19 protein-coding genes and 1 tRNA gene are annotated in these 22,223 nt (G+C 58.0%); 15 read left to right on the top strand and 5 right to left on the bottom strand.

The window, feature by feature from the left end; translation table 11 throughout:
- Positions 1-282: Asd/ArgC dimerization domain-containing protein (locus tag G5358_RS01565; RefSeq protein ID WP_421323468.1), on the top strand; the 282-nt coding region annotated here is incomplete at its 5' end.
- A gap of 107 nt (positions 283-389) precedes the next feature.
- Here the strand turns inward: G5358_RS01565 and fdhD are convergent.
- The 5 genes from fdhD to G5358_RS01540 all read right to left on the bottom strand — a co-directional run bounded on the left by fdhD (position 390) and on the right by G5358_RS01540 (position 7,103).
- Positions 390-1,271 (bottom strand): formate dehydrogenase accessory sulfurtransferase FdhD, encoded by an 882-nt coding sequence (gene fdhD / locus G5358_RS01560; RefSeq protein WP_421323467.1) that lies wholly within the window; start codon positions 1,269-1,271, stop codon positions 390-392.
- Positions 1,268-3,400 carry a sigma 54-interacting transcriptional regulator gene (locus G5358_RS01555; RefSeq protein ID WP_421230796.1) on the bottom strand — a complete coding sequence of 711 codons (2,133 nt, stop codon included), beginning with the start codon at positions 3,398-3,400 and terminating at the stop codon, positions 1,268-1,270. Before G5358_RS01555 ends, fdhD begins: the two co-directional genes overlap by 4 nt.
- Positions 3,401-3,816: 416 nt before the next feature.
- Positions 3,817-4,116, bottom strand: coding sequence for a hypothetical protein (locus G5358_RS01550; RefSeq protein WP_234898290.1), 300 nt, complete (start codon positions 4,114-4,116; stop codon positions 3,817-3,819).
- Positions 4,117-4,312: 196 nt separating this feature from the next.
- Complete coding sequence (gene fdhF / locus G5358_RS01545; protein ID WP_236323328.1) at positions 4,313-6,457, bottom strand: formate dehydrogenase subunit alpha; 2,145 nt, start codon at positions 6,455-6,457, stop codon at positions 4,313-4,315.
- Positions 6,458-6,503: 46 nt separating this feature from the next.
- On the bottom strand, positions 6,504-7,103 hold the full coding sequence (locus tag G5358_RS01540; protein ID WP_421323466.1) for a 4Fe-4S dicluster domain-containing protein: 600 nt from the start codon (positions 7,101-7,103) through the stop codon (positions 6,504-6,506).
- A gap of 725 nt (positions 7,104-7,828) precedes the next feature.
- On the opposite strand from G5358_RS01540, the gene G5358_RS01535 reads away from it, so the two are divergent.
- From G5358_RS01535 to selA, 14 genes are all read left to right on the top strand, one after another.
- Positions 7,829-8,446 (top strand): hypothetical protein, encoded by a 618-nt coding sequence (locus G5358_RS01535; RefSeq protein WP_208736299.1) that lies wholly within the window; start codon positions 7,829-7,831, stop codon positions 8,444-8,446.
- Positions 8,447-8,530: 84 nt separating this feature from the next.
- Positions 8,531-9,118, top strand: a complete 588-nt coding sequence (locus G5358_RS01530; RefSeq protein ID WP_208736298.1) for a hypothetical protein — start codon at positions 8,531-8,533, stop codon at positions 9,116-9,118.
- Positions 9,119-9,242: 124 nt separating this feature from the next.
- The gene (locus tag G5358_RS01525) at positions 9,243-9,593 is read left to right on the top strand and encodes a GNAT family N-acetyltransferase (protein WP_421323465.1); all 351 of its coding nucleotides are present in this window, start codon (positions 9,243-9,245) and stop codon (positions 9,591-9,593) included.
- Between the two features lie 602 nt (positions 9,594-10,195).
- Positions 10,196-12,064, top strand: coding sequence for a low affinity potassium transporter Kup (kup, locus tag G5358_RS01520; protein ID WP_216948705.1), 1,869 nt, complete (start codon positions 10,196-10,198; stop codon positions 12,062-12,064).
- A gap of 488 nt (positions 12,065-12,552) precedes the next feature.
- The gene (locus tag G5358_RS01515) at positions 12,553-13,218 is read left to right on the top strand and encodes a 4Fe-4S dicluster domain-containing protein (RefSeq protein WP_421323464.1); all 666 of its coding nucleotides are present in this window, start codon (positions 12,553-12,555) and stop codon (positions 13,216-13,218) included.
- Positions 13,218-15,089 (top strand): hydrogenase 4 subunit B, encoded by a 1,872-nt coding sequence (hyfB, locus tag G5358_RS01510; RefSeq protein ID WP_421323463.1) that lies wholly within the window; start codon positions 13,218-13,220, stop codon positions 15,087-15,089. Before G5358_RS01515 ends, hyfB begins: the two co-directional genes overlap by 1 nt.
- Position 15,090: 1 nt before the next feature.
- Positions 15,091-16,044, top strand: coding sequence for a respiratory chain complex I subunit 1 family protein (locus G5358_RS01505; RefSeq protein ID WP_421323462.1), 954 nt, complete (start codon positions 15,091-15,093; stop codon positions 16,042-16,044).
- Between the two features lie 80 nt (positions 16,045-16,124).
- Positions 16,125-17,843 (top strand): NADH-quinone oxidoreductase subunit C, encoded by a 1,719-nt coding sequence (locus G5358_RS01500; protein ID WP_139391020.1) that lies wholly within the window; start codon positions 16,125-16,127, stop codon positions 17,841-17,843.
- 9 nt (positions 17,844-17,852) lie between these two features.
- Positions 17,853-18,410: a formate hydrogenlyase complex iron-sulfur subunit gene (locus G5358_RS01495; protein WP_005345227.1), complete on the top strand. Its 558-nt coding sequence runs from the start codon at positions 17,853-17,855 to the stop codon at positions 18,408-18,410.
- Positions 18,410-19,225, top strand: coding sequence for an NADH-quinone oxidoreductase subunit B family protein (locus tag G5358_RS01490; protein WP_005301886.1), 816 nt, complete (start codon positions 18,410-18,412; stop codon positions 19,223-19,225). The genes G5358_RS01495 and G5358_RS01490 overlap by 1 nt, the downstream gene beginning before the upstream one ends.
- Positions 19,218-19,631, top strand: coding sequence for a formate hydrogenlyase maturation HycH family protein (locus G5358_RS01485; RefSeq protein WP_011706331.1), 414 nt, complete (start codon positions 19,218-19,220; stop codon positions 19,629-19,631). The genes G5358_RS01490 and G5358_RS01485 overlap by 8 nt, the downstream gene beginning before the upstream one ends.
- A complete protein-coding gene (gene hycI / locus G5358_RS01480) occupies positions 19,631-20,122 on the top strand; it encodes a hydrogenase maturation peptidase HycI (protein ID WP_421323461.1) in 492 nt (163 codons plus the stop codon). The genes G5358_RS01485 and hycI overlap by 1 nt, the downstream gene beginning before the upstream one ends.
- Before the next feature lie 213 nt (positions 20,123-20,335).
- Positions 20,336-20,427, top strand: a tRNA-Sec gene (locus tag G5358_RS01475).
- A 314-nt stretch (positions 20,428-20,741) separates the two neighbouring features.
- Positions 20,742-22,220 (top strand): L-seryl-tRNA(Sec) selenium transferase, encoded by a 1,479-nt coding sequence (selA, locus tag G5358_RS01470; protein ID WP_421323460.1) that lies wholly within the window; start codon positions 20,742-20,744, stop codon positions 22,218-22,220.
- Positions 22,221-22,223: the final 3 nt, after the last annotated feature.

Below are 22,223 nucleotides of genomic sequence, written 5' to 3'. Positions count from 1 at the left end.
GCCTTCACCATCAAGCTGAAAAAAGATGTGCCGCTGGCGGAGATCGAAGCGCTGCTGGCTGCCCACAACGACTGGGTGAAAGTGATCCCCAACGATCGCGACATCACAGCCCGCGAGCTGACTCCGGCTGCCGTCACCGGCACCCTCTGCATTCCGGTGGGCCGTCTGCGCAAGCTCAATATGGGCCCTGAGTATCTGGCCGCCTTTACCGTAGGTGACCAGCTGCTGTGGGGCGCCGCCGAGCCGCTGCGCCGCATGCTGCGTATCCTGCTGGCTCGCTAATCCGCAAGCTATAGGCAGATACAACAAGGGCGGGGAGTCACACTCCCCGCCCTTTTTTATTGCCTGTTTTTATAAGCCCTTTAGCAGGTTCTCACTCTTGCAGTCACTTAAAGCAGAATGCGCTGACAGCCGCTGTAGATCTCGGCCCGCCCGGGGCGGCAAAAGCCCACCAGAGTGAGCCCGGTCTGCTCGGCCCGCTCGACCGCAAGCTCGGTGGCAGCGGAGATGGCGAGCAGGATCTCCACCCCGGCGCTGGCGCACTTTTGCACCATCTCGAAGCTGGCGCGGCTGGTCACCAGAATGGCGCCGTCACGGCGACCCGTGCGGCACAGATGGCCCACCAGCTTGTCCAGCGCAATATGGCGCCCCACATCCTCGCGAATGGCGAGAATGTTGCCTTCCCCGTCCAGATGCACCGCCGCATGGGTGGCGCCGGTGCGCTGGCCCAGCAGCTGGAGCGGGCGCAGCGCGCTCAATACCTTGTCGATATGGCCTACCGCCAGACGCTGACTGTCGGGCAGCATTGGTTGGGTGCGGATCACCTGCTCCAGACTCTCGCTGCCACAGATGCCGCAACCGGTGCGCCCCGCGAGCGTGCGCCGCTTCTCTTTAAGGCGATGAATGCAGCGGTTGGCCAGGGTGATATGCAGCTCAATCCCCTGACAGCCGTCAATCTGCTCGATGTCGTGGATATCGAGCAGGCTGTCGATGATCCCCTCGGATAGCGAAAACCCGATGGCGAAATCCTCCAGTTCGGAGGCCGAGCACATCATCACGCTGTGGGCGATGCCGTTGTAGACCAGCGCCACCGGCGTCTCGGAGGGGAGCGCCATTTCGCTGTCGCAGGTCAGTGCATCGGCGCGGTAGTGCACCACCTCGCGGTGGATGGCGCAGCGGGCCAGCTCGTTCTGTTCTCTCTGCTCGCACTGTTCGTTCTGTTTTTGCTCGCTCCGCTCACTACGCGCCTCCAGCTCAAGTAGCTCTCTCATGGTGCGACCCCGTCAATGATCTCGGGATCTCGGGCTGAAATACCGAGCCGCTTCATTTTCGAAAGCAAGGTGGTGCGCTTCATACCGAGGCGGTTGGCCGCCCCCCGCTCGCCAGCGACGATGCCGTTGCAGTCGCGCAGGGCGGCGATGATCGCCTCGCGCTCATCGGTCGGCCCCTCCTCGGCAAAGAGCGGCGTGGCGGGCTCGTCATACACCAGGGTCTCAATCTTGTGGTAACCCTTGAGGGGCATCAGCTCATCGGGCGAGAGGTTGAGCACATGGCCACGGGTCATCACCACGGCGCGCTCGATGACGTTCTCCAGCTCGCGGATATTGCCGTACCAGGGGAGTGACACCAGCATTTTCATGGCATCGGCGGGGATCGAGGTGATGGTGCGGCGCATCCGCTTGGCGATCTTCTTGATAAAGAAATTGACCAGCAGCGGAATATCCTCGCGCCGCTCCCGCAGGGGTGGCAGCTCGATGGGAAAGACGTTGAGCCGGTAGTAGAGATCGCTTCGAAAGCGCTTGTTCTTGACCATGGAGAGCAGATCGCAGTTGGTGGCGGCCACCAGCCTTACATCCACTGCGATGGGGTTGCTGTTGCCCACCCGCTCCAGCTCGTGCTCCTGCAATACCCGCAACAGTTTGGGCTGCAAGTCCAGCGGCATATCCCCCACTTCATCGAGGAACAGGGTGCCCTTGTGGGCCCGCTCGAAACGGCCGATCCGCTGGGTCAGGGCGCCGGTAAAGGCCCCCTTCTCGTGGCCAAAGAGATCGCTCTCGATAAGGCCGGTGGGGATGGCGGCGCAGTTCACCTTCACCATCTCGTGGTCGTGGCGGGCACTCAGGGCGTGAATGGCCTGGGCGATCAGCTCCTTGCCGGTGCCGGTCTCGCCGAGGATCAGCACGGTACTGTCGCTCTCGGCCACCAGCCGCACCTTCTCCAGCACGCTCTCCATCACCGCGCTCTGGTAAATGATGTGGGGGAACTCTCCCTGCATCTGCGGCTCGTTGATGCGAATGGTCTTCTCTTTGGCGCCGTTGGTGTTGGAGATCTCCTGCTGGGCCTGCACGTTATTCATGGCTATGGCCGTGCGCGCCGCCACCTGCTCCAGCAAGGAGATATCGATATCGGCAAAGAAGTCGGCGTTGGGGTGCGAGAGGATCAACACCCCCAGCAGGTTGCCCCGATAGCGCAGCGGCAAAATGCAGGAGCTGTCGGCCTCGGGCGGCAGGATCTGGGAGGTAAAGCGGCAGCGATTGCTGCAACCGTGGCCGTGTTCGCGATAGACAAAAAACGGCTCGCTGTGGCCAAGGGCCCCCTGCAGACACTTCTTTTCAAAACAGGAGTGATCGATGATGCCCGGCTGATCGCTCTGGTGCTGATTGACCAGATAGCTCTTGAAGCTGTCGGAGGTGGCGTTGTACTCCGCCAGACACAAGCTGCTGATGCCGAAGTGGTGATGCAGGATGGTAAACAGGCTCTTGGGCAGCTCGGCGATGCGCACCAGTTTGATTACCGCGTTGGTCACATCCACCAGAATTTTGCAGCTGTCGCGCTCAAGACGCAGGGAGTTGGCCTGCTCCAGGGTGCGCTCCTTGTCGAGCACGTTCTCCAGCGCAATGGCGATAATGGCCGCCAGCTGGGTCAGCTTGGCGAGGGTCTCCATGGTGAAGCTGTCTAGCTGGGTGTTGATAAACTCGACCCCGCCAAGGTGGCTGCGGGCGGTGGTGATGGGGAGCTGGCAGTAGGAGCGCAGCCCCCCGTAGACCCCTTCGCGATCCAGCGCCGGGCAGCGATTCTCAAAGCGGGCGGCAGCGAGAATGATGGCCTGTTCCGGGGTCTCTTTGGCAGGACGGGGGGAGAGGTGCAGCTCTGCCTTGGGGCAGACCAGATGCTTTGGGCCGGAATGTCCCATGAAGTAGAAGATGGCCTCCTCGTCTGCACCCATGTTGAGGATCAGGTTGACCCGGGTCACGCCGCCAAAGCTGGCATCTATCTTGTTGAGTTTGTGGATAAAATCATCGAGCGTCACGGCCGACAGGAGGGATTTGGAGAGCAGGAGGAAACCGTCGTCCCAGATGGGAGAGATCTCGTCCAGGGGGATGGCACTCACATTTAGCATTGCGGCCTCACGTTATATCGATTTAGTCACCAGTCAGGCTGTCCATGCCATCGCATCACGACAAGCACCCGTCACCAAAATAAATAGCCGCAGCCCGTAAAAGCGGCTGCCAATAAGAAAAGCGGTGACGAAAATTGTCGCATGTTGCAATTCCAGAGTTGTTATTAACGAACGACAACAAAAAGTAACATCGTTATCGGGGGATATATTGGAATGGCGACTCATCATAGATGAGCTCAAATTTCATTACAATCCGATTTAATATATCTGACGGCCATATTTAACCGGTTATTTCATCAGTTCTTGATCTCAATTAAGGCGCCCGAAAAGTGGGCCGCCGTCAACTGTCAGATCTGCCTCTCCTCTTCGCTGACTGCGGGTTTCAAGATGGCATTTGCTGCCCATCCATCAGCAATTTACGAAGTGATGATCCGGCTATGGCAGCACTTCAGGCCACCGAAGATAAAGAGGGCCGACAGGCTCTGGAAGGCCATCAGCAGCCAGCTGGCGTTGTCGGCAAGCTCGGCGGTGACGCTCTGGTGCGTGAGGTAGACCAGCAGGGTGATCACCCCCAGCAGCAGGCCGTTGATCAAGGTGGTGGAGATAAACCCGATCAGCCAGGCACTGGAAATACTCAAGGCGGAAAATACGCTGCCCATGGCGAGCCGTGCAGCCATAAAACAGCCGAAAAAACCGAAGCCGAGCAGAAATATCATCTCGTCGCGCCAAATATAGCAACCTATTCCTAGCAATATCGCCGCCAGATAGGTGCCAATATAGAAAATTCCGAATAAGCGACCAATTTCATGTTGCATCATTTATCCCCTGTTTTTGGGTAATAAAAGGGTGCCCGACTCGATAAATCCGAGTCGGGTTCCCTTATTTGTGCAGAACGTCCTTTTTTAGGGCGGGTCAGCCCTTGGCTGCGCTGCGCAATTTCGCCTTGAGCGCGCTGTATTCAGTCTGGACATACACTTCCGCCTCAGGCTGATTGTCGATGCGCTCGATCTTCACCGCGCAGTACTTGTACTCCGGCGTGTGGGAGACGGGATCGACGTGCTCGATGGTGAGCTCGTTGCAGGCCCCGATCCACCACTGGTAGGTCATGTAGACCACCCCGGCGTTGACCCGGTCGTTGTAGTTGGCACGGGTGATCACCTTGCCACGGCGCGACGAGATCCAGACCAGCGCCTGATCCTTCACCCCAAGCTTTTTGGCATCGCTCGGGTGGATCTGCACATAGCCCGGCTCATCGGCCAGGGTTTGCAGCGCCGAGCAGTTGCCGGTCATGGAGCGGCAGGAGTAGTGACCCACCTCGCGCACGGTGGAGAGCACCAGCGGGTACTCCGCACAGGGCTGCTCCAGCGGCGGCCGCCACTCGGAGGCGATCAGCTGACCCTTGCCGCTCGGGGTGGTGAACACATTCCCCTCGAACAGAGTGCTGGTGCCCGGGTGATCCTCGGTCGGGCAAGGCCACTGCACGCTCTTGAGATCGGCCATCTTGTCGTAGCTGACCCCGGCGTAGAGTGGGCAGAGCGCACGCATCTCGTCCCAGATCTCTTCGGTGTTGTGGTACTCCATGGGATAACCCATGGCGGTCGCCATCAACGAGAAAATGGCCCAGTCCGGCTTCACGTTCTCAGGGGGCGTCACCGCCTTGTAGAAACGCTGGAAGCCGCGATCTGCCGAGCTGTAGACCCCTTCGTGCTCGCCCCAGCTGGTGGCGGGCAGAATGACGTCGGCCATCTCGGCGGTCTGGGTCATGAAGATATCCTGCACGATCACCAGCTCCATCCCCGCCAGAGTGCGGCGGAACTGACCGAGATCTGCCTCGGTCTGGGCCGGATCTTCACCGAAGATGTAGAAGGCCTTGCACTTGCCCTCCTCCACCTTGTGGCCAAGCTCGGTCAGGCGATAGCCGGGCTTTTGGGAGAGTGACGCCACGCCCCACGCTTTGGCGAACTTGGCGCTGATCTCGGGATCGGCCACAGACTGATAACCCGGGAACTGGTGGGGCAGCATCCCCATGTCACAGGTGCCCTGCACGTTGTTCTGACCGCGAACAGGCCCGCAACCGGTACCGCGGCGACCGAAGTTGCCGGTCAGCAGCGCCAGACCCGCCAGCCCCTTGACCACGTCCACCGCCTGACCGTACTGGGTCACCCCCATGCCCCACAGGATCATGGACGCAGGCGACTCGGCATAGGTGCGAATGGCGGCGCGGATATCGGCGGCCTTGAGGCCGGTGATCCCCTCGACATATTCCGGGGTGTACTTGGCCACCGTCGCCTTGAAGGTCTCGAACCCTTCGGTGTAGTTGGCGACAAAGGCCTTGTTGTAGAGCCCTTCATTGATCAACACGTTGGCGAAGGCGTTAACCAGCGCCATGTTGGAACCGTTTTTGAGCGGCAGCCACTGATCGGCGATACGGGCGGTCTCCACCATACGGGGATCACACACAATCACCTTGGCCCCGTTTGCCTTCGCCTTGAGGATATGGCGGGCCACGATGGGGTGAGAGTCAGCAGCGTTGTAACCAAACACCAGCAGGCACTTGGTCTCTTGAATTTCGGGAATGGCGTTGCTCATGGCGCCGTTACCTACAGTTGTCTCCAGACCGGAGACTGAGGGTGCGTGTCACACCCTCGCGCAGTGGTCGACGTTGTTCGTCCCAATCACCGCACGGGCAAATTTCTGCATCACATAGTTGGCTTCATTGCCGGGGCCACGGGCAGAGCCGGTGGTCATGATGGCGTCCGGGCCATATTTCGCCTTGATGGCAGAGAGACGGCTGCTGGCGAACTCGATCGCCTCATCCCAGGAGACCGCCTCGAACTTGCCACCGCGCTCGCGGCGGATCATCGGGCTCTTGAGACGGGGGGTCAGCAGGTTGGTGTCGTTCAAAAAATCCCAACCGTAATAGCCCTTGAGGCAGAGCTGCCCCTCGTTGGTCCGGCCGTTGGCGCCTTCGGCCCCCACCACCTTGTCGTTTTCAACCAGCAGGTTGATTTTGCAACCGGTGCCGCAATAGGGGCACACGGTAATGACTTTTTTCATGACTCACACTCTTGTTTGTTAACGAAAAACGGCTCGGCAAGCCCGCTCACACCCGCGCCGGCATCGCCAGCAGTGCCTCGGCACTGGCCAGCTGCTTCTGCCGGTTCAGGGATTCAAGATGCTCCGGCGTGACCAGCCGCAGCGCCTGGGTCGGACACACCTCGACACAGGCCGGGCCCGCCTCGCGGTGACGGCAGAGATCGCACTTGAGCGCCTGCGCCTTGGTCTGCGGACGCTTGAAGAGCGAATCAGCAGTCGGGGGCACCTCTTTGAGCACCACCGCCATGGCACCGTAAGGACAGGCCACCACGCAGGACTTGCAGCCGATGCAGCGCTCCTGCAACACCTTGACGCAACCATCCTCGCTGACGATGGCATTGTTCGGGCAGGCCATGGCGCACGGCTTGTCTTCACACTGGCGGCAGAGCACCGGCGTGGTCACCTTGCTGCCCACGATCAGCTTCAGGCGCGGCTGAAAGTAGCTGTCCTTGGAGACCAGATGTCCATCCTCGATGGCAAGATGCAGGCCGCCCTCCCGCTCAAGGGTTCCGCTGCAAGACCCTGACTGGTGTGAAACGGCGCAGGCCACCTCACAGGTACGACACCCAATACAGAGACTGGGATCTGCAATCACGAAGCTGTTCATAGAGAGGGATCCTAAATGGTTCGTTACACCGGGCCGCCCGCCGACAGGCAAAGAGGCGGCCAGCCCCCCACAAAGCATTTATCAGACCAAAACGGGAGAATGGCGCGATAAAAATTCACAAGCAACTGAAAATAAAGGAGTAATCAGAAAGAGACACGTGCTGAATGCCACAACTGACGAGGGTGACGACGGGGTGGGAAGTGTGATCGACACGACAAAAGTGACGAGCTCGACACCGGCTGACCAACCCCTGCCCCAGTCGTGTGACGGAACCATTCGAAGGAGTTTGCAGCCAGGTTCGGCCGTCCCAAACCGGGCAAGCGGAGGAACGACATCCGGGGAGAAAAGCCATACCAAGGGCCCAAAATGGGCTGTGCAGCACGCCAAAGCCGCTTGCGGCGGTAGCCAAGTTGTTTGGTTTTTCTATCGAGCTGGCAAGCCATCATTAAGTCAAACCGAACAAAAACAGGCCACTTATTGACTGATTTGTTTAGCCAGAGCCGGTTTTAGGCCCCTGCCCCTTCAGTTTTCTATCCCTCCGGTTAATATGTGCCACTTGGCAACCAGCTCCGTTGGGGTCGTTTTCATGAAGATAGGAAATAAATAGAACAGATTAAAAAAGAAAAATGAACCTCTGACATCTAGGAAGTAAGTGAGGATAAAATAGACTCCCTAGCCATATAAATAATCTTTGAACCTGACATATTTAAATATGGAGATAATCGGTGAAACTGTATAAGCAGGACGATGGTTTTCTGGAACACATGGTTAAGATATCAACAATCCTAAGTTTAGGCTTTGGTGTCTGGGCATATTTCAGCACTATTCACCCTGTATTTGAGAAAGAAAAAGAGTTACAACAAGCAAAAATTGAAAATCAATCTCTTGTCTCTACAAAAAATGAATTAACCGACCAAATAAAAAACTTAAACGGTAAGATTATCGAGCATCAAAAATCGATTGCTTCGCTGAAAGTTCAAGAATCTAAACTTAGCTTATTGATAAGAGAAAAAGAGAGCGAGTTAAAAACCGTTAACTCTAAGTTAGGTGAAGCAAGAACAATTGCGGTCATAAACAAACTTAATTACTATATGGATAAAATTATAAATGGCTATCTTTTGTCAATAACCACCGGTAAAAGGAACACATTTGACGCTGTTGAGTATGCAGAAAATTTATTAAAAACTCACAAACAGGATGATAGCGACCCATATAATGAAGAAGCATATATTTTCCTAAAACGCTATGTCGCCAGCTACAACGGTAAAAAAGTTTCTGGAGATGATTCAATTGCCTTTGCCGTTACCTTGCCATTCCTGTACAAAAAAGAGCACAATTTATAAATCCTTTAGTAAAAACATATGGTGACTTGTAGATATTGAATGTAAATAATAGAAATCATTATTGATTAGATAGGGATTGTTGATATGAGTGAATACTTATCAATTGGTGCAACCATTATTGCATCTTTGGGTGGTAGTGGGGCAATTATTCTTGGCCTGTCGAATTATTTGGGGAAAATATGGGCCGAACGTCTTATGGCGACAGAAAAGGCCAATCATGAACAAAAATTAGAGCGCCTAAGAGTCCAGCTACAAAAAGAAAACCAGCTTCATTTGGCAGAATTAAATAATGGTTTGGAAATTTATAAACAAACTCACCTTAGAGAACATAGTGATAAGTTGGTTATTTATAGAGCCACTATTGATCTCGTAGCAATAATGCTTGCCAAGGTTGAGATGATTGTATTGCGACATAAAAGAGAATTATCCCCTGAAGAAAAAGAAAGTTTTGAAACAGAAAGACTAAAAATATATGGCTATCTTGCAATGATCGCACCACAAGAAGTCATGGATGCTAATGATGCATTTATAGATCAATTGTTGGCTATCATCTTTGATGGAGAAACAACAAGTTGGGAGGAAATTAGAGCAAAGGCATTATGTTTAACAAATGCAATGAGACGAGATATTGGCATAGATAAATCAGATGTAGCATATAACGGCAATCGATAAAATCTACCAAGTGCCGTAGGGTGTAATAAGCGCGGCGCATTGCACCTCTTGCCTCTTTTAATATTTGGTGCAATTCACTTCGTTCATTGCACCCTACGATTAAATTTTAATGGAGTAAGATTTGATGAATATAAAAATCCATAATGAACATAAAGATGACATCTTCAATCTACTTGTTGATAACCTTAGGCAATTTAACTTTGATAAAATGGGTGAGGAGCGCTCCCAACCTTTAATTGTTGCCATTCATGATGATAATGACGAAGTTGTCGGTGGCATTGCCGGACGTACTATTTATCATCAACTGTTGATCGAAGTACTTTGGGTACACAATGACAAGAGAGGACAGGGGCTTGGCATTCAATTAATGGAGATTGCTGAACGCGAGGCAAAAAACGGGGATGTACTGCTGCTCAAGTCGACACCCTCTCATTTCAAGCTCCCAAATTTTATGAAAAAATGGGATTTAAAATAGTCGGTAAAGTGAGCGGCGTTAAAAATAGTCCTGACCGCTACTTTTTATTGAAGCACTATCATGGAGAGTAATAATTACCGTAGGGTGCAATAAGCGCAACGCATTGCACCTCTTGCCTCTTTTAATATTTGGTGCAATTCACTTCGTTCATTGCACCCTACATTTTCCCCTCCCAAATAAAGACTCCATTGCTACCCAGCACCCTCCCCTGTGCCATCCTGCCCGCAATTAATTAGTCACTATTTTATCGTCTGTTTTTCACTCACCTCGGTAAAAAATAGTGGCCAAAGCGCTTCCCCAGATAAAACAAACGGTTGCCCGCAGAGCGGGTGAATATTTCAATCAACGGCCAATTAATAACCTTACTCAAAAGGACGTTTTGATTATTTATACCTGAGCATGAACCCGCAGAGTGTGTGTCATTATAAGCTTAACGACAGATGAACAGACTGTGTCCCATGAAACGCATCTTTATATCCGATTAGCTCCCTTCCCATCACAATCCTTTGATTTCCCCTCGATGTTGTATCCACACATACCTGATGTGTTCGGGGCGATCTGCTGTGGCAAACGTGTAAACATCAAACTGACAAGATGAACTCATGAACTGTGATAAACAACAAGCCACTCCCGGCGTCATGCTGGCGGCGATTGGCGTAGTCTATGGCGATATCGGCACCAGCCCGCTCTATACCTTGCGCGAGTGCCTGTCAGGTCAATTCGGGTTCGGCGTCGAGCCAGCCTCCATCCTCGGCTTTCTCTCGTTGATCTTCTGGCTGCTGATCCTGGTGGTGTCGGTCAAGTACCTCTCCTTTGTGATGCGGGCCGACAACGCTGGTGAGGGTGGTATTCTCACCCTGATGTCGCTGGCGACCCGCAACGCCTCCACCCGCTGGACACCGCTGCTGATCATCCTCGGCCTGATTGGCGGCAGCTTCTTCTATGGCGAGGTGGTGATCACCCCGGCGATGTCGGTGATGTCGGCCATCGAGGGTCTGAGCATTCTCACCCCCGCCCTCGACCCCTATATCGTCACCCTTTCGGTGCTGGTGCTGACCCTGCTGTTCGCCATCCAGAAACATGGCACCGCCATGGTGGGCAAGCTGTTTGCCCCCATCATGCTGATCTGGTTTATGACGCTGGCGGTGCTGGGGCTGCGCGGCATCATCCACAATCCCGAGGTGCTGGGGGCGCTCAACCCCATCTGGGCAGTGCGCTTCTTTGTCCAGTACCAGACCACCTCCTTCTTTGCTCTCGGCGCCGTGGTGCTGGCCATCACAGGGGTGGAGGCGCTCTACGCGGATATGGGCCACTTTGGTAAAAATCCCATTCGCCTCGCCTGGTTTATCGTGGTGTTGCCCTCGCTGGTGCTCAACTACTTCGGTCAGGGTGCACTGCTGCTGAGTAATCCCGCCGCCATTGCCAACCCCTTCTTCCTGCTTGCGCCGAAATGGGCGCTGGTGCCGCTGCTGCTGCTGGCAACCATGGCGACGGTGATCGCCTCCCAGGCGGTGATCTCCGGGGTCTTCTCCCTGACCCGGCAGGCGGTGCGGCTCGGTTATCTCTCCCCCATTCGCATCGTTCACACCTCCGAGCAGGAGTCCGGCCAGATCTATATTCCGGTCATCAACTGGATGCTCTATATCTCGGTGGTGATCGTCATTATGAGTTTCGAGCACTCCAGCAATCTGGCGGCGGCCTACGGCATCGCGGTGACCGGCACCATGGTACTCACCTCGATCCTCTCCTGCTCGGTGGCCAAGAACAGCTGGCACTGGAACAAGTATCTGGTGGCCATCCTGTTTGCCGCGCTGCTCTGTATCGACGTGCCGCTGTTTGCCGCCAACCTCGCCAAGATCTTCTCCGGTGGCTGGCTGCCGCTCACCCTGGGCGCGGTGATGTTCACCGTGATGACCAGCTGGAAGAGCGAGCGTTTCCAGCTTATTCGTCGCCTGAACGAGCACGGCAACTCCCTTGAGCCGATGATCGCCTCGCTGGAAAAATCCCCGCCGACCCGGGTGGCGGGTACTGCGGTCTATATGTCACGGGTGGTCAATGTGATCCCCCATGCGCTGCTGCATAACCTCAAGCACAACAAGGTGCTGCACGAGCGGATCATCCTGCTCACCCTGCGGGTGGAAGAGGTGCCCTACGTCCACAATGTGCGCCGGGTCTGCATCGAGCAGCTCTCCCCCACCTTCTGGCGGGTAGTGGCAAGCTACGGCTGGCGCGAGACCCCGAACGTGGAGGAGATCTTCCACCGCTGCAACGCCGAGGGGCTCAGCTGCCGGATGATGGAGACCTCGTTCTTTATGGCCCACGAGTCGCTCATCATGAAAGACCGCCCTTGGTATCTCTATCTGCGCGGCAAGCTCTTTATGCTGCTGCAGCGCAACGCCCTGCGCGCCCCGGATCAGTTCGAGATCCCGCCCAACCGGGTTATCGAGCTGGGTTCGCAGGTGGATATCTGATGGCGGGTTGATGGCCTCTTAATGGCATAGAAAACGTCAGCAAATAGAGAGGGAGGCATTGGCCTCCCTCTTCTTTTCCGTTAACCCCTATTACCGCCCCCTCATCCCCAGCCCTTCTCCCGCAAGGGGAGAAGGGGGCAAACCACGGCAAATCGAACCAGCTCATTTCCCCTCACATAACAGCCGTAGGGTGCAACAAGCGCAGCGCCGTGCACCGCGAACATATTTGATAGCGGTGCAATTCACTGCGTTCTTTGCACCCTACTTAATGCTGCGTTTTCCAAGGTGACGAACCCTCCCAGCGGCTTCGTCACAAGTGACGAACGTCACAGTTCGACAGCCATACCAGCCCTTTCATCCAACCATATCAAGATTTTTATTCATTTAAAAACAGCAACTTAAAACCAATTTCACTGCAAAAACCAATCTGGCCCGTATCTTGCCAACCTGCCCCTACTTTCTCCGTTCGCGACACGACAAGGTAGGCTATGAACCGCTTCGTTATCGCTGACCCCAAGCTTTGTATCGGCTGTGGCACCTGTATGGCGGCCTGCAGCGAGGTACACAAGGCGCAAGGTTTGCAGCAACCCCCCCGTTTAACCGTTATGCGACACGAGCAGGCGACCATGCCGGTTCAGTGCCGTCACTGTGACGATGCCCCCTGCATCAAGGTGTGCCCGGTCGAGGCAATTCGCCAGACCGGCGATTGCGTGCAACTCAATGAGTCGCTCTGCATCGGCTGCAATCTCTGCGCCGTGGCCTGCCCCTTTGGCGCTATCCAGAGCGGCGGCAGCCGTCCGGTGGCCGTGGCCACCAGTTACGACACCTATATCCCCTGCTCCATCCGCTCCAGCAACCCCTCAACCTCTGCCGGCCTGCGCTGCTTTGGCGAGGATCTGCTGAGCTGGGAGCCGGGGGTGCGCAGCATCGCGGTCAAGTGTGACCTGTGCGAGTTTCGCACCGATGGCCCGGCCTGTGTCGGTGCCTGTCCCTCCCAGGCGCTGAAGCTGGTCAATGACGGCGACACCGAACGCGCCACCCGTATCCGTCGCCAGCAAGCGGCCGACACCAACCCGCAAGGGGCCTCCGCCTTTTCGGCGCCTGCCACGGCGATCCCTGCCTCCGATTTATCCACCACAGAGGGAGTTCGCTGATGTTGTCCCCCCTTGTTATGGCCACGCTCCTGCTCTTTTTGCTGGGCGCTGCCGCCGGTTTGCTCCTGCAAAAGCTGCCCGCATTGGCCAACCGCCTCAATAGCGGTTTTGCCCTGCTGGGCTCGCTCGCGGGTCTGGTCGCCGCCATCCAGATCTTTGCCCAAGGCGCCCCCGTCGACGGCCAGCTCTGGCTGCTGGGCTCGGTTCATCTCGACATGCTGGCCGCGCTGATGCTGCTGGTGATTAGCACTGTCGGCGTCGCCGTCGCCCTCTACTCCTTTGCCTATATCCGCGAATATCAGGGCAAGGGGGATGTGGCCATCGGCGCGCTGATGAACCTCTTTCTCTTTGCCATGGTGGGCATGGTACTGGCCGACAATGCGCTCGGTTTCTTGCTCTGCTACGAGCTGGTGACCCTCACCACTTACTGGCTGGTCAAGACCAACCCCGAGGCCGCCAAACAGAGCCGCCTCTATCTGGTGATGAACCATATCGGCATGGCTCTGGTGCTGATCGCCTTCTGGCTGCTCTGCCGCGAAAGCGGCTCGCTGGAGTTCGCCGCGCTGCGCGAGCACCATCTGGCGGGCGCCCTGGCATCCCTGGTGTTTCTGCTCAGCTTCTGCGGCTTTGGCCTGCGCGCCGGTTTCGTGCCGCTGCACGGCTGGCTGCCGGTGGCCGAGCCCGTTGCCCCCTCCCATATCTCGGCGCTGATGTCCGGCGTGATGGTAAAGCTGGGTCTCTTCGGCATCTTGCGGGTCAGCATCGATTTTCTCGGCGCCAGCCAGCTCTGGTGGGGCTATGTGGTACTGATCTTCGGTGCCTGCTCGGCAGTGCTCGGGGTACTGTTTGCGCTGGCCGAGCACGATCTCAAGCGGCTGCTCGCCTACCACACGGTGGAGAACATCGGCATCATCCTGATGGGGATGGGCATCGGCATGATCGGCATCGCCAACCAGCAACCGGCACTGGTGGTGCTGGGGCTACTCGGCGCGCTTTATCACCTGCTCAACCACGCCATCTTCAAGAGCCTGCTCTTTATGGGCACCGGCTCTGTGATGTTCCGCCTGCACACCCGTGACATGGACAAGATGGGTGGTCTTGCCAAGCTGATGCCCTGGACTGCGCTGGCGTTCCTCATCGGTGCCATGGCCATCTCGGCGCTGCCGCCGCTCAACGGCTTTGTCAGCGAGTGGTTTATCTACCAGTCGCTGCTCTCCATGACCAAACTCGGCACCTCTGTCGTTGCGCCGCTCGCGGTTGTGATGCTGGCGGTGACCGGTGCCATGGCGGTGATGTGTTTCGTCAAGGTGTACGGCATCTGCTTCTGCGGCGCACCGCGCAGCGAGAAAGCGAGCCACGCCCGCGAAGTGCCGGGGGCCATGGTGGCTGGCACCCTGCTGCTGGCCGCCGTCTGTCTGGTGCTGGGTCTGGGCGCCCCCTGGATTGCCCCCCATATCGCCAGCTATGGTCAGGCACTCGTTGCCAGCCAGATGAGTGTCGCCACCGGCGCCACCCTGCTGCCACTCGATAGCAGCCAGGCGATCCTCTCCCCGCCCGTTATCGCCATCACCTTGCTGGGGCTGTTCCTCATCCCGCTGCTGGTACTGGCCATCTTCAAGGGGCCCAAGCTGGGTCGTCGTCACGCTGGCACCCCGTGGGCTTGTGGTTACGCCTACGAGGAACGCATGAGCCTCACCTCTGGCGGTGTCACCCACACCTTGCGCCAACTCTGCGCGCCACTCTATCGCAAGCAGCCGCAGCTCGATCTGGCCAGCGCCCTGCACGGGGTGAGCGATACCAGCGGGACAACCGGCTGGCTGCTGCACGGTGTTGTGCTGGCGTTCTTTATCCTGATGGCTGTAGGAGTCTGATATGCCTGTTCTTGAAATGCCGAGCTGGGGCATGGTTGCCCTCGCCCTGACCCAGGCCATCGCCATGCTGGCGCTGGCACCGCTCGCCACCGGTTTCACCCGGGTGCTGCGGGCCAAGATGCACTCCCGTCAGGGGCCGGGCCTGCTGCAGGATTACCGGGATATCGCCAAGCTCCTGCGCCGTCAGGAGGTAACCCCCGAGCCTGCCGGCATCATCTTCAACCTGATGCCTGCGCTGCTCATCGCCGCCCTCTTGCTGGTAGGGATGGCGCTGCCGACCGTGACTCACGAGTCCCCCTTCCCCATCGCCGGGGATCTCATCACCGATATCTATCTGTTCGCCATCTTCCGCTTCTTCTTCTCCCTCTCGGGGCTCGACAGCGGCAGCATGTTTGCAGGTATTGGTGCCCGCCGCGAGCTGACCCTCGGCATTCTGGTGGAGCCCATTCTGGTGCTCGCCTGCTTCATCATGGCGATGATGGTGGGCAGCTCGGATCTGGGCAATATCAGCAGCTATGTGGCGACCCAGCCACTGGCCGCTCCCATCGCCACCCTGCTGGCCGGCGCCGCCTGCGCCTTCGCGGTGTTTGTCGAGATGGGCAAGCTGCCCTTTGACTGCGCCGAAGCCGAGCAGGAGTTGCAGGAGGGGCCGCTCACCGAGTACTCCGGTGCGGGCCTGGCCCTGCTCAAACTCTCCATCGGCCTCAAGCAGCTGGTGGTGGTGCAGCTCTTTCTGGTGATTTTCCTCCCCTTCGGCAAGGCGGCCAACTGGAGTCTGCCCGCGCTCATCGGCGCGGCGCTGATCCTCGCCTGCAAGCTGCTGGTGGCCTTTTTACTGGCCGGCATCATCGAAAACGCCATGGCCCGTACCCAGTTCGTGCGCACCCACAAGCTCACCCGCTACGGGTTGGGGCTGGCCCTGCTGGCGCTGCTCGCCTATCTGGTCGGGGTCTGAGCCATGCCCGCCAGCACAGCAACTTTTTCCGATTTCATCATTTGTGAATGCTCATTCCCGAACATTAAAGTGAGAACTGCATGACCATCGCCATTTCGGATCGCATCGGCTGCGACTACATCCAGCAGGTGCGAGCACAACTGCCCCACGCCATCGTCGACGAGGAGTGGCAAACCGCCGATCAGGCCACCATTACCGTCAAACCCACCAGTCTGGTCGAGACGGCCAGCCTGATCTTCCATCAGCTGGGGGGCTGGCTTCCGCTCTCCTTTGCCAATGACGAGCGCAGCCTCAACGGCCACTTCGCCGTCTACCACGTCTTCTCCATGGAGGGCGACACCAAGTGCTGGATCACCGTCAAGGTGCTGGTGGATGCCGATACCCAGGAGTACCCCTCCATCACCCCGACCATTCCGGCGGCGGTATGGGGTGAGCGGGAGATCCGCGACATGTACGGCCTGCGCGCCATCGGCCTGCCGGACGAACGCCGTCTGGTACTGCCGGACGACTGGCCGGAGGATATCCACCCGCTGCGCAAGGACGCCATGGATTACCGCCAGCGCCCGATGCCCACCACCGACACCGAGACCTACCCCTTCGTCAACGAGCTCGGCAGTGATGCCAACCGCATCGTGCCGGTCGGCCCGCTGCACATCACCTCCGATGAACCGGGCCACTTTCGTCTGTTCGTCGATGGGGAAGACATCATCGATGCCGACTACCGCCTCTTCTATGTCCATCGCGGCATGGAGAAGCTGGCGGAAACCCGGATGGGCTACAACGAAGTGGCCTTCCTGACCGACCGGGTCTGCGGCATCTGCGGCTTTACCCACAGCGTCGCCTACACCACCTCGGTGGAGAACGCCATGGGTATTCCGGTGCCGGAGCGGGCCAAGATGATCCGCGCCGTGCTGCTGGAGGTGGAGCGCCTGCACAGCCATATCCTCAACATCGGCCTGTCGAGCCACTTCACCGGTTTCGACACCGGCTTCATGCAGTTCTTCCGGGTACGGGAAAAATCCATGACCCTGGCCGAGCTGCTGACCGGCGCGCGCAAGACCTACGGCCTCAACCTGATTGGCGGGGTACGCCGCGATATCTTCAAGGAAGATCGCATCAAGGGTGCCCAGCTGGTGCGCGAGCTCCGTGATGAGCTCAAACCCCTGGTGGCCATGCTGCTGGATACCGCCAACATCTCCTCCCGCCTCATCGGTATCGGCAAGCTCGAGCCACAGATTGCCCGCGATTTCAGCTGTGTCGGCCCCATGGTGCGGGCGAGCGGCTTCAAACGCGACGTGCGCCGGGTCCACGACTTTGCCGGCTACCGCGAGCTGCCGATGGAGATCCAGACCAAGGCGGGTTGCGATGTGCAATCCCGGGTGCTGGTGCGGATCCACGAGCTCTACGACTCCCTCGACATGATTGAGTTTGGTCTTGAGCACCTGCCGGAAGGGCCACTGCTGACCGAAGGGTTCACCTACCAGCCAGGCAAGTTTGCGCTGGGCTTTACCGAAGCGCCCCGCGGCGAGAACGTCCACTGGAGCATGACCGGGGACAACCAGAAGCTGTTCCGCTGGCGCTGCCGCGCCGCCACCTACGCCAACTGGCCTGCTCTGCGCTACATGTTGCGCGGCAATACCGTGGCTGATGCGCCGCTCATCATCGGCAGTCTGGATCCCTGCTACTCCTGTACCGACCGGGTCACCCTGGTCGACCCCAGGAAGGGCAAATCCACCGTGGTCTCCTACAAGGAGATCGAGCGCTACGGCATCGATCGCAAAAACTCTCCGCTGAAATAAGGGGTCATCATGATCAAGCTGTTCAAGACCATCCTCAAGGCTGGCACCCCGACCGCCAAGTACCCCTTCGCCCCTTACGAGGTGAACCGGGATTTTCGCGGCAAACCCAAATATCAGGCGGATCAGTGCATCGCCTGCGCCGCCTGCACCAAGGCCTGCCCGGCCAACGCGCTGGTGATGGAAGTGGACATGGAGACCGGCGAACGGCGCTGGGAGATCTCCATGGCGCGCTGCATCTTCTGCGGCCGCTGCGAGGAGGTCTGCCCGACCCGCGCCATCGCCCTCTCCCCCGAGTTCGAGCTGGCGGTGACCAACAAAGCGGATCTCTATGAGGAGGCCCGCTTCGCGCTGGCCCCCTGCACCCTGTGCGGCACCTACTTTGCCCCGAGCAAGCTGGTGGCGCTGGTGGAGGATACCCTCAAGCAGGCGGGCACACCGCTGGCGACCCCGGAGCGGCTGCATCACTGCCCCGACTGCAAACGAAAACAGAGCATGCTGAGCCAGCCTGACTCGGCCCTGATCACACCGATAGCCACACCGATGGCCGCACAAAAGGAGTGGATGTGATGAGCAAGATCAAAGGCATAGAACCGGTTGTCGGCCATGCCCATACCCGCGCCGTGCCGCTGGCACAGGATCCCGAGATCACCAAACTCAAGAAGACCCTGCTCAAGGACATTCGCCGCTCGGCCTATGTCTACCGGGTCGATTGCGGCGGCTGCAACGCCTGCGAAATCGAGATCTTCGCCACCATCACCCCGCTGTTCGATGCCGAGCGTTTCGGCATCAAGGTGGTCGCCTCCCCCCGCCACGCCGACATCCTGCTCTTTACCGGCGCGGTGACCCGGGCGATGCGGGTGCCGGCCCTGCGTGCCTACGAGGCGGCGCCCGATCCCAAGATCTGCATCGCCTACGGCGCCTGCGGCTGTGACGGTGGCATCTTCCACGACCTCTACTGCGTATGGGGCGGCACCGACAAGATCGTGCCGGTGGATGTTTATATCCCCGGCTGCCCCCCCACTCCGGCAGCCACCATCTACGGCTTTGCGGTGGCGCTCGGTCTGCTTGAGCAGAAACTCAAAGCCACCAGCCACGAGGTGCAACCGGGTGAGCGGGTCGAGCTGCGCCACACCGGCATCCCCAATGAAATCCGGGTGATGATCGAGCGCGAAGCGCGCCGCATGGCCGGTTACCGGCAGGGGCGGATCATCGCCGACGAATTCATGGCCCTGCTCGAAGGTGCGACCCAGCAGGATGTGGATCTGCGCATCCAGAGCTACCTCGATCAGCACGACGATCCGCGCCTGGCGGAGATCGTCAACAACCTCGCAAACGCCTGCCTTAACCGGGCGGCCGGCAAGGGAGAGGCGGTGCATGGCTGACGAGGTTTTCTTCTATCGCCTCTCGCGCAAGTTCGTCGACGAGCAGTTCGACGTGCCGGAAGAGGCCAAGGAGGTGATGTACTACAGCCTCGCCATCGGCCACCACCTCGGCATCGTCGATTGCCTGCGAGCAGACCTGGTCTGCTCGCTGACCGGTTATCGCGACTGGGTAGCCAAGCTGCCAGAGGGGAGCGAGGCGCGCCGCAAGATGGAGGGGTTTCTCACCTTTGGCGAGATCACCATCTATCGCGAGCACTGCCATATGCTGGCCTGCGCCTTCGACCGACTGCGCAAAGCCGACAATCTGCTCGATGAGCAGGAGCTGGGCTGGACCAACACCTTTATGGATCAGCTCACCGCCCTCTTTAACGACCCCCATATGTACCTGATGGTAAGGAGCCGCTGATGGGCTGCAATCTCGTGTTGACCGTGGGCAATGCCATGATGGGGGACGACGGTGCCGGCCCCTATCTCGCCGACAAGCTGCAAGCCACCCCCCTGCCCGGCTGGATCCATATAGACGGCGGCATCGCACCGGAAAATGTGGTCTACAAGGTGCGGGAGCTGCAACCGGAGCGGGTGGTGCTGGTGGATGCCGCCGAGATCGGCGAGAAGGCGGGAACCCTGCAGGTGATCCCCCCCGAGACCATCGCCGAGATGTTTATCTTCTCGACCCACAATATGCCGCTCAATTTCCTGATCGACGAGCTCAAGACCTTTGTCCCCGAGGTGATCTTTGTCGGGGTACAACCGGCCATCGTGGCGTTCTCCTTCCCGATGACCGAGATGGTGAGCGAGGCGATGGATTATCTTTATCAGCATCTTGATGCCGCCAGTGATACTGGTCTGTTAATAGATAAACTGGATCAGTGGAATATTGCCAACGCCAACCGGTGATTATTTATCGAGTTGTTAACGACCGTTATTGACCGACGGTTCAGGCAATGTGATCGAGGCCCGATGTTAAATTAAAAACATCGGGCTAATTGTGCTGAACTTGATATAAAACAAGGTTCTTTGATTTTTTCAAAAAATCGCTAACTCTCGATTTTTTATGACAAAAAAAGCGTTGCCAGTCACAGAAATTTGCCACAAAATGGCGACCGTTATGGAAGTTGATGGGGTCTGGTGGCCTCCTCGGTCTTCAAAACCGATGTGAGCCGAGAAGGCTTTGGCAGGTTCGATTCCTGCCTCTTCCGCCAAATTTATCTATTGAACAAATACTCTCCCGCTGAATTTTTCGGCCTGAATGTTATTTCCGTTGTTTGTTCAATATGTTTGAAGTAATACCTTAAAAAAGGTGCTTGCCGCTTGCCAATATAATCCGAACTCAGGTTATCTCGCTGGCCAAAAATTAATTTATCAGCATCGATGCAGCATTAATTTATACCCGCTCATTGATGCACCCAGTTTGCACTCATCCGCAAATCGCCAGCAGTGCCATAACCCGTCAGCTCGGCCTCTCTATCGGCAAACCGGTGCGCATCCCGAACCCACGCACTGCACTGGTAATCCCATGCCGAACTCGTCTCACGCGTCAGCCATCCCCCACCGCCAGCCCGCATCAGGTACGGCTGCCGACGATTCACTGCCAGATTCACAGCAACAGCCCGGCCAGCAACCAACGCGCCGTTTGCCACAAGTGGAACAGCTGCTGCAGCAACCCTTTCTCGCCGGGTTTATCGAGGCGCTGAGCCGCCCACTGGTGACTCAGACGGTGCGCGAAACCCTCAGCGAACTGCGCCAGAGCGAAGATTTTCGCCAGCATGGCGTCGTCCCCGAGCAGATCGAGGCGCTGATTGCCAAACGCTGCCGACAGCAGTTGCGCCAGCGTCAAACCCGGGTGATCAACGCCACAGGCACCCTGGTGCACACCAATCTGGGGCGTTCGCCGTTAAGTGCCGATCTGTGGGACGAGGTGCGTGACCTCAACACCGGCTACAACAATCTGGAGCTGGATCTCGCCACCGGCAAGCGCGGCGGGCGCAAGGGGCTGATCGCCCCCCTGCTCCGTTGCCTCACCCAGGCCGAGGATTCGCTGGTGGTCAACAACAACGCCGCTTCGCTCTTTTTGCTGCTGCAGGAGGTAGCCAAGGGGCGCGAGGTGATCGTCTCGCGCGGCGAGCAGATCCAGATTGGTGGCGGCTTTCGCATCCCCGACATCCTGGCCCTCTCCGGCGCCAAACTGGTGGAGGTGGGCACCACCAATATCACTACCGCCAAAGATTACCTCGATGCCATCACCGATCAGACCGCGCTGGTGCTGATGGTGCACAGATCCAATTTCGCCATTCGCGGCTTTACCGAATCCCCCGATATCGGCGAGGTAGCCCGCGCCCTGCCCGAGCACGTAGTGCTGGCGGTGGATCAGGGGTCGGGCTTGACCAGCGAAGAGTTTGCACCGGATGAAACCTCGGTGCGCCAGTACATCAAGGCGGGGGCAGATCTGGTCTGCTACTCAGGCGACAAGCTCTTGGGGGGCCCGCAATCTGGCATCATCAGCGGCCGCAGCGACCTTATCAAGCGGCTGGAAAAACACCCCATGATGCGCACCTTCCGCCCGAGCCGCATCGTCTACTCCCTGCTCGAACGCCTGCTCGTCCACAAGCTCAACAAATCCCCCATCGGTGAGGGTATTGCCCAGCGCACCCTGAGCAACCCGGCCGCCATGCAGGCGAGAGCCTCCCAGCTGATGGCCGCCCTGCCCGGCTGCTTTGTGCCCATTCCCGCCCAGCTGGTGGTGGGCGGCGGCACCTTGCCGGACGAGTTCTATCCGGCGCCTGCGCTCGAATGCACCGACCCGCGCCCGGCCCAGCAACTGCTCGATGAGCTGCGCGAACTGCCGGTGCCGGTGATTGCCACCGTGCGCCAGCAGAAGGTGCTGCTCAATATGGCGACCCTGCTGCCGGCGGAGATGGAGCTGTTGATCGCCCAACTCAGGGAGTTGCTGCTGCCCGCCCCGTTCAATGCAACAAATGCGACCGAGGAGCCCTGATCC

This window comes from Aeromonas sp. 604176, assembly GCF_049170755.1.
GTDB classification, from domain to species: domain Bacteria; phylum Pseudomonadota; class Gammaproteobacteria; order Enterobacterales; family Aeromonadaceae; genus Aeromonas; species Aeromonas veronii_A.
The sequence above is the reverse complement of the archived record's forward strand: the minus strand, read 5'-3'. Positions and strand labels throughout refer to the sequence as shown.